The sequence below is a fragment of the Salinibacterium sp. G-O1 genome, assembly GCF_030063305.1.
In the GTDB taxonomy this organism is placed as follows: domain Bacteria; phylum Actinomycetota; class Actinomycetes; order Actinomycetales; family Microbacteriaceae; genus Rhodoglobus.
On record NZ_JASISV010000003.1, the window covers coordinates 197,415 to 211,000 of the forward strand.

Genomic DNA, 13,586 nt, shown 5'->3' on the forward strand with positions numbered 1-13,586 from the left:
CCCGACGGTTGCACCGCGATGGATCTATCACCGACGGCCTTCGACATCTTTACTGGGCCCCCTGTCGGATTCGAACCGACGACCCCCGCTTTACAAGAGCGGTGCTCTGGCCAACTGAGCTAAGGGGGCAAATCAACCTCGTCCATAATAGGGGACTCCCGGTACGACTAGCGTTGTCCCGTGTCGATACTTGAGCTGAAGCATCCGGAACCCAGGGTTCTGGTGCCCGGGGTGCTGGGCGCCCTGCTCTGTGGCGCGGGCATCGCGGTGCAGGCGCGCATCAACGGCCAGCTGGGTGCGGAGCTCGGTGACGGCTATGTCGCCTCCGTGATCTCCTTCGGGACCGGGATGATCCTGATGCTGCTGATCCTGGCGATCTCCAAGCCGGGGCGCAGAGGTATCCGCATCATCCACGACGACCTGCGGGCTGGGCGGATGCCGTGGTGGATGGTCATGGGTGGCGCGTCAGGCGCACTCTTCGTGCTGTCGCAGGGGCTGTCGGCCGGGCTGCTCGGCATTGCAGTGTTCACCGTCGCGGTGGTGTTCGGGCAGACCCTCAGCGGGCTCGCCGTCGACCGGCGCGGCATCGGGTCAACGCCCCCGCGCGCCATCACCACGGCCCGCATCGCAGGCTCCGCCATGATGCTCGTCGCGGTGGTGCTGGTGGTGTCGACCCAGTTTCTCGGAACCGTGCCCCTGTGGCTTGTGGTGCTTCCCTTCCTTGCCGGCCTCGCCATCCCGTGGCAGCAGGCCGCCAACGGCGAGGTGCGGGTCATCTCGGGTTCACCCGTGACGGCGACCGTGCTGAACTTCGTCGTCGGACTCACCCTGTTGGTGGGGGTGACGGCCGTTCACTCCATGTACGCCGGGCTCCCCGCCCTGTATCCAACCAACCCAGTGCTTTACCTCGGCGGCGTGATCGGCGCTGGTTTCATCGGACTCGGCGCGATCCTGGCGCCGCGCATCGGTGTGCTGCTGCTGGCGCTCGGAACGATCTCGGGGCAACTCATTGTGGCGCTGCTTCTCGACATCGTGACACCGGCCGCCGGGCATCCACTCGCCTGGACGACCGTCGTGGGCACCGCCATCACCCTCGTCGCGCTCGCCGTCGCCATGGTGCCGTCACACGTGCTCAGGGGGCCGAAAGGTACTCGGAAACCGTGATCTTCGATCGCTTCGGCGACTTCGACTTCGCCGGTTTGCCGCCCACATAAAGCCAGCCCATGAGCTTCTCGTTCTTCGCGAGCTTGTGCATCTTCGCGACCCGCTTGTTGCGCGTCAGATCTCCGGAGCGCCAGAAAACGCCCCAGCCCGCCTCATCCAGCAGCAGGCTCATCATGTAGGCGACACCGGATGCCACGGCTTCTTGCTCCCACTTCGGCTTGCTCTTCGACCGGTGTATCGCCACCACGGCGATCAGAAGCGACGCACGCAGGGGTTTGTCTGCCGAGCCGCCCTCCTTGGCGAAGGCCTTGCCGAGCGCTACCCGGTCATCACCGCGCAACTCGATCAACCGCCAGGGTTTCAGCGAGCCGTGATCGGCGATCGTGGCTGCGGCCTCGACGAAGGGCACCAGTTGTTCGTGGGTGGGGGCGTCGGCAGTGACCTGGGGGTACGACTGCCGGCGCAGTACGGCGTGAAGGGCAGACAATCAGTCTTCCTTGAAGCCGAGCGAGAGCGAGTTCATGCAGTACCGGTCACCGGTGGGGGTCTGGTACGCGTCGTCGAACAGGTGCCCGAGGTGGGATCCGCAGGTGCCGCAGACGACCTCGGTGCGGATCATGCCGAGCGACTTGTCGCGCTTCAGTTCCACCGCGTCAGGGTCGACCGACTCGAAGAAGCTCGGCCAGCCCGATCCGGAATCGAATTTCGCGCCACTTTTGAACAGCTCGGCATTGCACGCCCCGCAGGTGTATGTGCCGTCGCGCTTCTCATCGAGCAACGCCCCGGACCATGGGCGCTCGGTGGCAGCCTCACGCAGGATCGAGTAACGGTCGCCGAGCTCATCGCGCCACTGCTGCTCGGTCTTCTCAACCTTGTACGTCATTAGTCTCTCCTTCATACGGGGATGCGGTACTCCCTGTATTAAACTCGGGACCGTGTCTGAATGTTCCGTAGTCTCACGCTCATGGAGCGAACTCACAACTAGCGAACTCTACGACGTTCTGAAATTGAGAACGGATGTGTTCTTCGTCGAGCAGAAGGTCGACGAGGAAGAACTCGACAACCGTGACCAGGAGCCGGGCACCCGCCACTACTGGATTGCCGACTCGTCCGGCACAGCGGCATACCTGCGGGTGCTGGTCAACGAGCAGCCAGAACACCTGGATGCGCGCCACATCATCGGGCGGGTGGTCGTGCGCACGGACCGTCGCGGTGAGGGCCTCGCCCAGAAGCTCATGGATCAGGTACTCAAAGACTTCGCCGGGACGCCCACAATGCTGCACGCCCAGCAGTACGTGGCACCCCTCTACGCGAAGTTCGGGTTCGTGGCCTTCGGCGAGCCGTACGAGGAAGCCACCATCATGCACATCTCGATGTATCGGGCTGGCACGAACTAGCCGCGCGAGGTTGCCGACGAGCGAGTCACCTCCCGGCCGAGTGGTGATCGCGGCCTAAGATGACAGCGACTTGGAGGTGAGGAATGAGCTCGCAGCAGCAGCCAGCTAACGATTCGGCCTCCGGCCTGTCTGCACGGGATGCCTCGATCCTCGATTTCGAGCGCGAGTGGTGGCGGCACGCTGGGGCGAAGGAAGAGGCGATTCGTTCACAGTTTTCACTGTCCACCGCCCGTTACTATCAGGTTCTGAATGCAGTGATCGATCTGCCCGCAGCCGTGCGACACGATCCCATGCTGGTGGGAAGGTTGCAGCGAGCTCGCGACGCGCGAACATCCTCGCGAGCAGCACGGGCATTCTCAAGTCCAGACACTGGCGCCGCTGCGCACCACGACGAAGAAACGACCTACTGACCTATGGCGTATCCCAAAGACCGGTTCGATCAGCTCCCCGAAGACCTTCAGCGCGTCGGCGCACACCGCAGCCCCGCCCAGCGCGGACGCGGCTGGATCGCGTTCGCCTGGGCTGCGCTGGCCACACTGCTGCTGGTGGTGGGCGGCATCGCCGGACTTAAGGCGTTCACGGGCATCGACATCGATATACCGTTTTTGTCGGCCGAGTCCACCCCGGCCCCGATCGTCCCGCAGACACCGACGGCGACCGCTGAGCCTGTACTCGATCCGGCCACCATCGACCCTGCCCGCAACATCACCATCTCGATCTACAACGGCACCACGACGGCCGAGCTTCAGAACACGGTCGGGGATGCGCTCGCCGCCGCGGGCTGGACGATCGATGCCCGCGCACGCGCGTCGACCAGCGATGTCGGGAAGACGACCGTCTACTACAGCGATCCAGCGAATGAGGATGTCGCGCGTGGGCTGGTCATCGCTCTCGGCGCAGGCGAGATCCAGCTGGTGTCGGCAGAAACCTTCCCCGGTAACCCACTGAACATCGTCATCGGCTCCGACTACCCGGGCGCAACGCCCGCTGGCTAAACGGGGTCAAAAACCGCGTATCTGCGGCCAGTGTTTCGGCTGTGTTTAATCTGTGCGGCAGTGCTGTTGCCAACCCCCGGTGAGGCTGATCTGCCCCGTTACGATCTGAAAATGCGGCCACCTTTCCGGCCTCAGCCAGTTCATAGCAGGGAGAAAGTCATGGCACACGGAGTCGTCAAATGGTTCAACGCCGAGAAGGGCTACGGCTTCATCACCATCGATGAGGGCGGTCAGGATGTGTTTGTGCACTACTCATCCATCGACATGGGCGGATACAAGGTTCTCGAGGAGGGCCAGCGCGTCATCTTCGAGGTCGGCACCGGCGCCAAGGGCCCACAGGCAGACGCCGTTCGGCCCGCTTAGCCGCGCGACTGGACCGCGACGGACGTCGCCCACCTCGGTGGGCGACGTCGCGTGCGTTAACGATGCATCCGGGGCATTCTGGCTGTCTTGCACTCGACCCCGTCGAGTGCTAATTTAGCCTCTGGCACTCGCATGTTTCGAGTGCTAACGAACTCGCTGGTACGACGTCCGGGAGGGACGAGAAACACACATGGCAAAGATCATTGCTTTCAACGAAGAGGCCCGTCGCGGCCTCGAGCGCGGCCTGAACATCCTGGCCGACGCAGTCAAGGTCACCCTCGGCCCACGCGGTCGCAACGTCGTACTCGAGAAGAAGTGGGGCGCGCCCACCATCACGAACGATGGTGTGTCGATCGCCAAGGAGATCGAGCTTGACGACCCATACGAGAAGATCGGTGCTGAGCTCGTCAAAGAGGTCGCAAAGAAGACCGATGACGTCGCAGGCGACGGAACGACCACCTCGGTCGTTCTCGCACAGGCGCTCGTTCGCGAAGGACTGCGCAACGTCGCAGCCGGAGCAGACCCGATCAGCCTGAAGCGCGGAATCGAGAAGGCTACTGCAGCCGTCATCGAGGCACTCATCGCCAGCGCCAAGGAGATCGAAACCAAGGAAGAGATCGCGGCCACCGCATCCATCTCCGCTGGTGACCCCGAGATCGGCGCACTGATCGCCGAGGCGATCGACAAGGTCGGCAAGGAAGGTGTTGTCACCGTTGAGGAGTCGAACACGTTCGGCACCGAGCTCGAGCTCACCGAGGGAATGCGCTTCGATAAGGGTTACCTGTCGGCATACTTCGTCACCGACCCCGAGCGCCAGGAAGCGGTCTTCGAAGACCCCTACATCCTGATCGTCAACAGCAAGGTCTCCAACATCAAGGACCTGCTGCCCATCGTCGACAAGGTGATCCAGAGCGGCAAGCAGCTGCTCATCATCGCGGAAGACGTTGACGGCGAGGCTCTCGCGACTCTGGTTGTCAACAAGATCCGTGGCATCTTCAAGTCGGTTGCCGTCAAGGCTCCCGGCTTCGGAGACCGCCGCAAGGCGCAGCTCGCCGACATCGCCATCCTCACGGGCGGACAGGTCATCTCGGAAGAGGTCGGCCTCAAGCTCGAGAACGCGACGCTCGACCTGCTCGGCCGCGCACGCAAGGTCATCATCACCAAGGATGAGACGACCATCATCGAGGGTTCGGGCGACGAGGAGGCCATCGCTGGCCGCGTCAAGCAGATCCGCGCCGAGATCGAGAACACCGACAGCGACTACGACCGTGAGAAGCTCCAGGAGCGTCTCGCGAAGCTCGCTGGTGGCGTCGCCGTCATCAAGGCCGGAGCCGCAACCGAGGTTGAGCTCAAGGAGCGCAAGCACCGCATCGAGGATGCAGTGCGCAACGCCAAGGCAGCTGTCGAAGAGGGCATCGTCGCCGGTGGTGGAGTTGCACTCATCCAGGCTGGCAAGATCGCCTTCGAGTCTGAGGCAGTCAAGAACCTTGTCGGCGACGAGGCAACGGGCGCGAACATCGTGCGCGTAGCCATCGACGCTCCGCTCAAGCAGATCGCACTCAACGCGGGCCTCGAGCCCGGTGTTGTGGCAGACAAGGTCCGCCACCTTCCGGTTGGCCAGGGCCTCAACGCCGCGACCGGTGAGTACGTCGACATGCTCGCTGCGGGAATCAACGACCCGGTGAAGGTGACCCGCTCAGCACTGCTGAACGCTTCGTCGATCGCCGGTCTGTTCCTCACAACCGAAGCTGTTGTTGCTGACAAGCCTGAGAAGCACGCTGCACCGATGGGCGACCCGTCGGGTGGCATGGACTTCTAAGTCCACGTAACACGCACAAACGGCCGGTCTCCTTCGGGAGGCCGGCCGTTTCGCTGTTCCTGCGCCCTAGCGGCTGAACAGCCGGGCGTTGGCTGCCTCGATCTCTGCGTACTGCTGGCCAGCCTGGGTGAGGGCCTGGTTGATCGCGGCGAGGTTCTCTTCGACCCGCTGCTGCGTGGTCTTCCACTCGGAGACGACACCGGTGAACGCCGAGGCGGCCTGGCCGGTCCACGAGGATTGCAGGTTGGTCAGCTGGCCGTGAAGGCCCGCCACTTCGGACTGGATGCGGGTGATGGATGACCGCACAGCGCCTGTGGCGCTGATGACGGCTTCACTGTCTACTTGATAACGGGTCATGGGCGAGACGTTATCCGGGGCAGGGGAGCGGGTGTTACTCCTGCGGCGCGACGGGGAGGGCCGGGGCATCCACTGCGCTGGGGAGGAGGGGAAGGCTGATCCGGAAGGTCGCCCCACCGCCGGAGGTCTCGACAATGTCGACATCTCCGCCGTGCGCCTCGACGATGGCCGCGACGATCGCCAGCCCGAGTCCGCTTCCGCCGGTGGCGCGCTGCCGCGAACTGTCTGCACGGTAGAAGCGCTCGAAGATCCGGCCGCGAATCTGGGGAGGGACACCTTCGCCGTGGTCGATGACCGAGATCATCGCACGTCGGCGGGCTGAATCAACGCCCACTCCGATCTCGAGCGGGCTGCCCTCCGGGGTGAACCGCATAGCGTTGCCGATGAGGTTGGCGACCACTTGGCGGATCTTGTTCTCCTCGGCAAGCACGACGGCGCGAAGGGCCACATTCGGAGGCTCGGTCGCTGGCGCAACCCCGCCGAGGTCTTCGCGGGCACGGGAGCGGCGAGCGACCAGCCGGGCGAGGGTGGCTCCGGCGAACGCGATGGGGCCGGTGGCCAGACTGGGCACGCTGCGCGACGACGTCGACGACTCGGTGTCGGGGAGGATGAGCTCGCGCGTCGGCGGGTCGATGTCATCCAGATCGAGGTCGGGTTCCGCGGCGATGTCGATCCCCACGACGGTAACGACACGATCGGGCGCCGAGGCCATCGCGTCGAGCGCGGCGTCGCGCGCCAGCGGCACCAGGTCGACCTCGGTGAGCTGCAGAGGTTTCGCTTCGTCGAGCCTGGCCAGTTCGAGCAGATCCTCGACCAGCTCGCCCATGCGGATCGCCTCTTTTTCGATGCGCTCCATGGCTTGGGCGACATCCTCGGACGTCGTCAGGGCGCCCATCCTGTACAGCTCTGCGTAGCCCCGTACCGAGACGAGCGGTGTGCGCAGTTCGTGGCTGGCGTCGCCCACAAACCGGCGCATCTGGTCGATGGTGCGCGCCCGGTCGGCGAACGCACTGTCGATCGTGCCCAGCATGGAGTTGAGCGAGCGGTTGAGCCGCCCGACCTCGGTGTTGGGGGTCGCGCCCGCGATGCGCTGGTTGAAGTCGCCCTCGGCGAAGCGCGCGGCCGTAGCCTCGACTTCCCTCAACGGAGTGAAGGTGGATGTCACCAGCAGTCGTGTCAGCGCGCCGCCGAAGATCACGACGGTCAGCCCGAAGAACAGGAAGATCGCGGCCAGCCGGGAGATGGTCGCGTTCGATGCGCCAAGGTCGAGGCCGATGACGGCAGTGTACGAGCCGGCCGTGCCGTTGGCCGTGACCGGGTTGGCGACGACCCGCCACTGGCCGCCCAGCGAGGAGCTCGGCAGGGTGAGCTTGACGGTGCCCTCATGCTCATCCATGAACGGGCTGGCGAGGGAGGTCACGACGGGCTGCTTGGCGTTGTTGGAGGCGTTGCTGCACAGCAGCTCACCGTCGCTCTGCACGATCGCCAGGAAGAAGTCGGTCGGCAGGGTAAGCACAGTGCAGTGCAGGTCGTCGTCGGTGCCCGTGAAGCTGATGGTGCGGTCGGGCAGCGCCTCGACGGCGGAGTCGATCTTCTTGTCGACTTCCTCGAGGAGGTAGTTGCGCAGCACCGTCATCGTGCCGACGCCGGCGACCAGGAGGCCCATTGTGAGTAGCAGAACCGTCACGCCAGTGATTTTGGTGCGGAGCGAGATCCGGTTCCACCACTCGGTGAGAGCGTGCATCAGGTAACTAGGTTAAACCCTTGCTGCCTTAAGCATGTATCCGAAGCCACGCTTGGTCTGGATGACGGGCTCGTCAGAGAACTGGTCGAGCTTGCGGCGGAGGTAGGAGATGTAGCTCTCTACGATGCCGGCGTCTCCGTTGAAGTCGTACTCCCAGACGTGGTCGAGAATTTGCGCCTTCGACAGCACGCGGTTGGGGTTGAGCATGAGGTAGCGCAGCAGCTTGAACTCCGTGGGGCTCAGCTCGATTTGCTCGGAACCGATGGTCACCTCGTGGGTGTCCTGGTCCATCGTCAGCTCGCCGGCGCGGATGACCGCTTCCTCGTCGTCCTGCATCGTGCGACGCAGGATCGCCTTGATGCGGGCGACGATCTCGTCAAGGCTGAACGGCTTCGTCACGTAGTCATCGCCACCGACGGTGAGGCCGGTGATCTTGTCTTCCGTGTCATCCTTCGCTGTGAGGAACAGGATGGGCGCGGTGTAGCCGGATGCCCGGAGGCGCTTGGTCACGCCGAAACCGTTCATATCGGGCAGCATCACGTCGAGGATGATGAGGTCGGGTTCTTCCTCGAGCACGGCAGAGATCGCCTGTGCACCATTTCCGACCGCTCGCACAGCGAATCCTGCGAAGCGCAGGCTCGTGGTGAGGAGGTCGCGAATGTTGGGTTCGTCGTCGACAATCAGAATCTTCGGTCCGTCAGCCATGGAGCAAGTATCTGCATGTCACCTGTGAGATAACTGGGAGTCGGGTGACCTCCGGCTCGGGGCGCGCCGAGCGCTGCGGGCGACAGGGCCCGCTCAGCGCCGAGCGCTGCCCCTCGGCGCGAGCGCGCGCGGGCGCACAGCCGCGCCCGAGCCGAACGGGCGCGGTCGACCGTGGTGACGCGCGGCAGGCTATCCCGCCAGGTCGTGGGCGTCGAGGATCGTGTAGCTGTAGCCCTGCTCCGCGAGGAACCGCTGGCGGTTCTGCGCGAAATCCTGGTCGACGGTGTCGCGTGCGACGAGCGTGTAGAAGTTCGCGGGCAGCCCGCTCTCCTTCGGGCGCAGGAGACGACCGAGCCGCTGCGCCTCCTCCTGACGGGAGCCGAACGACCCGCTCACCTGGATGGCAACCGTCGCCTCCGGTAGGTCTACCGAGAAGTTCGCGACCTTGGACACCACGAGCACCGTGAGGCTGCCTTCGCGGAACGCCTGATACAGCCGTTCCCGCTCGTCTATCGGTGTCGAGCCCGTCAGTTGGGGCGCATCCAGAGCATCGGCAAGCTGGTCGATCTGGTCGAGGTATTGCCCGATCACCAATATGCGCTCACCGGCATGTTTCTTGACGAGCTCACGAACGACCCCGAGTTTCGCGGGCGCCGTCGCTGCCAGCCGGTACCGCTCGTCGTCGGCGGATGCCGCGTACTCGAGCCGATCGCCCTCGGGCAGGTCGATGCGCACCTCGTAGCAGGAGGCGGGGGAGATGAAGCCCTGAGCCTCGATCTCCTTCCAGGGTGCGTCGAACCGTTTGGGGCCGATGAGGCTGAAGACATCACCTTCGCGACCATCCTCGCGCACCAGCGTTGCGGTGAGTCCGAGTCGGCGGCGCGCCTGCAGGTCGGCTGTCAGCTTGAAGACGGGTGCTGGCAGGAGGTGAACCTCGTCATAGATCACGAGCCCCCAGTCGAGGGCGTCGAGCAGCGCGAGGTGGGCGTACTCGCCCTTCCGGCGCGCAGTCAGGATCTGGTAAGTCGCGATGGTCACCGGGCGCACCTGCTTGACCTGGCCGGAGTACTCGCCGATGTCATCCTCGGTCAGGGTGGTGCGCTTGAGCAGCTCTGCCCGCCACTGCCGGGCGGAGACCGTGTTGGTGACGAGGATGAGCGTGGTCGTCTTTCCGGCGGCCATCGCCCCCAGTCCGACGAGGGTCTTGCCGGCACCGCAGGGCAGAACCACGACACCGGAGCCGTGCGCGTAGAAGTTGTCGATCGCCTGGTGCTGGTATGGGCGCAGGTGCCAGCCGCCGTCGTCGGTCAGGTCGATCTCGTGCGGGGTTCCCGGCGTGTAGCCGGCGAGGTCTTCGGCGGGCCAGCCGAGCTTCAGAAGTTCCTGCTTGAGCTGACCGCGAGCCCACGCCTGCACGACGTAGGTGTGCGGGCCGCGCTTCTCGAACAGCAACCCCGCGACCTTGCGCGCGCGCGTGATCTCGGAAAGCACGGCGGCATCCGTCGCGGTGAGGGTGAGGGCGCCATCGTCGGCGCGTTCGATCACCAGGCGGCCGTACCTACCGACCGTCTCGGTGATGTCGACCGTGACCGACTGCGGTATCGAGAACTTCGAATACTTCTCGAGGGTTGCGATCATGTCGACGGCATCGTGGCCAGCGGCTCGCGCATTCCACAGCCCGAGCCGGGTGATGCGGTAGGTGTGGATGTGCTCCGGCGCACGCTCGAGTTCGGCGAAGACGGCAAGATCGTGGCGGGCATCCTCGGCGTCCGGGTGCGCCACCTCCAGCAGCACCGTGCGGTCGGACTGCACGATAAGGGGACCGTTCGGAGCCGGATTCACCCCGTTAGCTTAGTTCGACTAACTGGGAGCGGCTGCCAGTCCCCGCTATTTGGCAGGGCTGACCGAGAGGATTCTGGCGAGCGGAAGCGTGCGCTCGATGTCGGCCTTGCGATCGAGTGCCCTCAGCCTGCCGCCGGCCACACTGGCCGGTTCGAGTTGGTAGTTGGCGGTCGAGCCGTCGCCCAGCTGCACGGTCACGGTGATGGTCACCTTGCCCTTGATGGCGACATCCAACTGCCGGGTCAGCCAGGCGGCGCCGGTGACATCGGGGTCTGATGAGCTGCCGAGCCGAAGCCGCTCGATGAGGCTGGCGGTGGTGTCGACGCTTTCGCTCGTGTTCGAGCGGCTTGCGGTGGGCCGCTTCAACACGATCACCTCACCGTCGCTGTTCTCGGCGGTGACCGGGTATCTGGCCTCGCTGAGCGTCCAGAACACGATGTCCTGGTTGAACCTGCTGATGAGCCCATCGCCCGCACGCGTGAGCCCGAGGGCAGAAATGCCGTGGTCGACGAGAAGAGTTCGCAGCATCGCGTCATCAGTCGACCGAACGGATGCCCGCCCGCCGTCGACGGCCGCGACCCGCACGAGACCGTAGCGGGATCCGGCCTCAGCGAGGAGGTATTCGAGCGGCTGCGGGATGCCCGTGAGCGAGATCTCCGACAGGAACCGCCTGATCGTCGACACCGTCTCGCCCCCCGCCATTGCACGGTAGATGCTGGCCGTTGACACCCGGTAGCTGGAGGCCAGGGCGCGACCCTCTACGTCTGCGATGGTGCGCAGCCGTGCGTCGATTCGTGGGGCGAGCGGGCCGGGGGAAACGATGGATAGGTCGTGCTGCAGGTAGACCTGCGTGACCTCGGCGGGGAACAGCGCGACCATCGCGGCGGCGGCCTGCACCGGCCCCTCGGTGATCAGCGCCGTGCCGGGGGTGCTGGGAACGTGCTCGGAGGTGATGCCCAGCAGCTGCGCGTCGCGCGTGTAGACCAGCACGCGTTCGTGCATCCGTTCGCCGCCGGCCGGGAACAGCCAGTCGACGTAATTCTGCAGTTGTTCGCCCCAGACGGCGTGCGCGCGATGGCCGAGAATCTCGCGAATGTCGCGCGGCAGCCTCTGCAGCCAGGCGGCCGCGAGGCGGGCCCAGCGTTCACCCGAGGTGCCGGACAGCCAGCTTGCGCTCGCCGAGGTCGGCATCCAGCGGCCAGAATCGAGGGCAACCAGCCCGGCGCGTGACGCGATCTCGAGCAACTCGGGCACGCGCTCGATGTCAACGCTCATGGATGCCGCGAGCCGTTTGCTGTCCGGAAGCGCCACGCCCCCGCGCGCGAGTTCCCGCGCAGACTCATGCTGCAGCTCCGAGATCAGTTCTGCGATGGAGGTCGACGTGGCGAAGGCATGCTCGGCGGAGCCGGCGTCGGTGACGCGCACCTCCGTCTGGCTCACCGGCACGAGGGCGGCGGGTGGTGGCGTTGAGGCGAGTTCGTCGAGACCGGGCAGTCCGAGGGTCGGCCACTGCTCGAGCTGTCGCGAGACCGAGGGGGGTACGGCGTAGTGCCCGTCGGCATGAGTGACGATCGCGATCTCGGTGGCGGCGGCGAGGTGCTGGGCGACCGCGGCGGGCTCTGCGCCCCATTCGGAGACGAGCGCAGCGGCATCCTGAGCGGATAGCGGCACCGTCGATGTGCCGAGCGCACCGATTGTGATCAGCGCCGTCCGGTCGAGTCGCCCGAGTGCGTTCTGGATCGAGTCGGGATCGAGCAGGGCGTCTGCCAGGTCGAAGAAGTCTTTGATTGACGATCCGCGCACGTCACGAGCGGTGAGCAGCGCACTCAGCTCGTGGTCGCTGAGCGCTCGCAGCTGGGCTGCCAGCGCGAGCGTTGACTCGTCAGTTGCCGGCATCCCGCGTTTCACGACCCCGACGAAGGCCGCTCTTGACGATCAGGACGATCATCAGGATCAGCCCGATGGGCAGCCCGATTGATGGCAGCACGATGGCCACCGGCCAGAGACCTTCACCGAAGTTTGTGACCCCGGTTGCTGTGCCGATGATGATCGTGAGGAAGGCGATGATCGACAGCCCGACGGCGGATGCGATCATGAAGGCGAGGATGCGTTCGCCGCGGTTGTCGCTAATGGGAGTATCTTGTGCCACGGATCAAGGATACGGGTCGCCGCGAGTCCTCTAGGCTTGATGCACCAGCAATAAGGAGTATCACGATGCCCACCGGCAAGGTTAAGTTCTACGACGACGAGAAAGGCTTCGGCTTCATCAGCTCTGATGACGGCCAGGAAGTCTTCCTTCACGCGTCCGCCCTGCCCGCAGGCACCACGGGTATCAAGGCAGGCACAAAGCTCGAATTCGGTATCGCCGACGGCAAGAAGGGTGCGCAGGCGCTTTCCGTTCGCGTGCTCGAGTCTCCGCCGTCACTGGCGAAGTTGAACCGCAAGCCAGCAGACGACATGGCGATCATCATTGAAGATCTCGTCAAGTTGATGGATGGCATCGGCACCAACCTCAAGCGTGGCCGCTACCCCGACAAGTCGCACAGCACCAAGATCGCAGCGATGCTGCGCAAGGTCGCGGACGAACTGGATGCCTGAGTCGGCTTTCGAAAGCCTCGCTCGCACCGCTCTGCTCGAAATCACGCCAGCCGAGAACGTCGGGGCGTACTTCGACGAGGTTGATGAGGGCGACGGAGTCGTTTCCGTGCGCTTCGACTCGGCCATGCCCGGATATCCGGACTGGAAGTGGATTGTCTCCATCGCCCACGTTGAGGGTCTTGAGCCGTCGGTTCTCGAGGCCGAGCTGATGCCCAGTGAGGGCGCGCTGCTCTCACCGGACTGGGTGCCGTGGTCTGACCGCCTCGCCGAGTACAAGGCGGCCCAGGCCGCCGCAGACGGTGATGAGTCCGATGACGAGTCGGACGACGACTCCGACGACGATTCGGATGACGACGACGATAACGACTCCGAGGATGACGACGACGAGTCCGATGACGAGGATTCCGACGACGACGACGACGAGTCGGACGACGACGATGACGACGACCTGAACAACGACGTCCTTCACGGCGGCGACCTCGACGGTGTCGACATCGACTCGCTCGACGACGCTGGCTCAGACGACGTTGACTCCGACGACGACTCTGACGCAGACGACGATTCAGACGACGACGAGCAGGAAAAGTCCTACTAGCGGCCCT

At 64.8% G+C, this 13,586-nt stretch carries 16 protein-coding genes and 1 tRNA gene; 8 read left to right on the forward strand and 9 right to left on the reverse strand.

Annotation, left to right across the window (positions count from 1 at the left end):
* Positions 1-55: 55 nt before the first annotated feature.
* A tRNA-Thr gene (locus QMG83_RS12560) sits at positions 56-129 on the reverse strand.
* Positions 130-180: 51 nt separating this feature from the next.
* On the opposite strand from QMG83_RS12560, the gene QMG83_RS12565 reads away from it, so the two are divergent.
* Positions 181-1,164, forward strand: a complete 984-nt coding sequence (locus tag QMG83_RS12565; protein ID WP_283505748.1) for a DMT family transporter — start codon at positions 181-183, stop codon at positions 1,162-1,164.
* Here QMG83_RS12565 and QMG83_RS12570 read toward each other — a convergent pair.
* Both QMG83_RS12570 and msrB read right to left on the reverse strand, forming a co-directional pair.
* The gene (locus tag QMG83_RS12570) at positions 1,133-1,651 is read right to left on the reverse strand and encodes a nitroreductase family protein (RefSeq protein WP_283505749.1); all 519 of its coding nucleotides are present in this window, start codon (positions 1,649-1,651) and stop codon (positions 1,133-1,135) included. The genes QMG83_RS12565 and QMG83_RS12570 overlap by 32 nt on opposite strands.
* Entirely contained in the window at positions 1,652-2,047 is a 396-nt protein-coding gene (gene msrB, locus QMG83_RS12575; RefSeq protein WP_283505750.1) for a peptide-methionine (R)-S-oxide reductase MsrB, read from the reverse strand.
* A 52-nt stretch (positions 2,048-2,099) separates the two neighbouring features.
* Between msrB and QMG83_RS12580 the strand changes: the two genes are divergently transcribed.
* The 5 genes from QMG83_RS12580 to groL all read left to right on the forward strand — a co-directional run bounded on the left by QMG83_RS12580 (position 2,100) and on the right by groL (position 5,738).
* On the forward strand, positions 2,100-2,561 hold the full coding sequence (locus QMG83_RS12580; protein WP_283505751.1) for a GNAT family N-acetyltransferase: 462 nt from the start codon (positions 2,100-2,102) through the stop codon (positions 2,559-2,561).
* An 83-nt stretch (positions 2,562-2,644) separates the two neighbouring features.
* A complete protein-coding gene (locus QMG83_RS12585; RefSeq protein ID WP_283505752.1) occupies positions 2,645-2,971 on the forward strand; it encodes a DUF3263 domain-containing protein in 327 nt (108 codons plus the stop codon).
* A 3-nt stretch (positions 2,972-2,974) separates the two neighbouring features.
* Positions 2,975-3,556: a LytR C-terminal domain-containing protein gene (locus tag QMG83_RS12590; RefSeq protein WP_283505753.1), complete on the forward strand. Its 582-nt coding sequence runs from the start codon at positions 2,975-2,977 to the stop codon at positions 3,554-3,556.
* A 159-nt stretch (positions 3,557-3,715) separates the two neighbouring features.
* Positions 3,716-3,919: a cold-shock protein gene (locus tag QMG83_RS12595; protein WP_283505754.1), complete on the forward strand. Its 204-nt coding sequence runs from the start codon at positions 3,716-3,718 to the stop codon at positions 3,917-3,919.
* Positions 3,920-4,109: 190 nt separating this feature from the next.
* Entirely contained in the window at positions 4,110-5,738 is a 1,629-nt protein-coding gene (gene groL, locus QMG83_RS12600) for a chaperonin GroEL (protein ID WP_283505755.1), read from the forward strand.
* 66 nt (positions 5,739-5,804) lie between these two features.
* Here groL and QMG83_RS12605 read toward each other — a convergent pair whose 3' ends face one another.
* The 6 genes from QMG83_RS12605 to QMG83_RS12630 all read right to left on the reverse strand — a co-directional run bounded on the left by QMG83_RS12605 (position 5,805) and on the right by QMG83_RS12630 (position 12,535).
* Positions 5,805-6,095: a WXG100 family type VII secretion target gene (locus tag QMG83_RS12605; protein WP_283505756.1), complete on the reverse strand. Its 291-nt coding sequence runs from the start codon at positions 6,093-6,095 to the stop codon at positions 5,805-5,807.
* 34 nt (positions 6,096-6,129) lie between these two features.
* Positions 6,130-7,839 carry a sensor histidine kinase gene (locus QMG83_RS12610; RefSeq protein WP_283505757.1) on the reverse strand — a complete coding sequence of 570 codons (1,710 nt, stop codon included), beginning with the start codon at positions 7,837-7,839 and terminating at the stop codon, positions 6,130-6,132.
* Positions 7,840-7,851: 12 nt separating this feature from the next.
* Positions 7,852-8,544 carry a response regulator transcription factor gene (locus QMG83_RS12615; RefSeq protein ID WP_283505758.1) on the reverse strand — a complete coding sequence of 231 codons (693 nt, stop codon included), beginning with the start codon at positions 8,542-8,544 and terminating at the stop codon, positions 7,852-7,854.
* A gap of 189 nt (positions 8,545-8,733) precedes the next feature.
* Complete coding sequence (locus tag QMG83_RS12620; RefSeq protein WP_283505759.1) at positions 8,734-10,386, reverse strand: DNA repair helicase XPB; 1,653 nt, start codon at positions 10,384-10,386, stop codon at positions 8,734-8,736.
* Positions 10,387-10,431: 45 nt separating this feature from the next.
* Complete coding sequence (locus tag QMG83_RS12625; protein ID WP_283505760.1) at positions 10,432-12,282, reverse strand: helicase-associated domain-containing protein; 1,851 nt, start codon at positions 12,280-12,282, stop codon at positions 10,432-10,434.
* On the reverse strand, positions 12,269-12,535 hold the full coding sequence (locus QMG83_RS12630) for a multidrug ABC transporter ATPase (RefSeq protein WP_283505761.1): 267 nt from the start codon (positions 12,533-12,535) through the stop codon (positions 12,269-12,271). Before QMG83_RS12630 ends, QMG83_RS12625 begins: the two co-directional genes overlap by 14 nt.
* Before the next feature lie 65 nt (positions 12,536-12,600).
* Here QMG83_RS12630 and QMG83_RS12635 point away from each other — a divergent pair, with 65 nt between their 5' ends.
* Positions 12,601-12,984, forward strand: a complete 384-nt coding sequence (locus QMG83_RS12635; protein ID WP_283505762.1) for a cold-shock protein — start codon at positions 12,601-12,603, stop codon at positions 12,982-12,984.
* Positions 12,977-13,579: a DUF3027 domain-containing protein gene (locus QMG83_RS12640; RefSeq protein ID WP_283505763.1), complete on the forward strand. Its 603-nt coding sequence runs from the start codon at positions 12,977-12,979 to the stop codon at positions 13,577-13,579. The genes QMG83_RS12635 and QMG83_RS12640 overlap by 8 nt, the downstream gene beginning before the upstream one ends.
* The last annotated feature ends 7 nt before the right edge of the window (positions 13,580-13,586 follow it).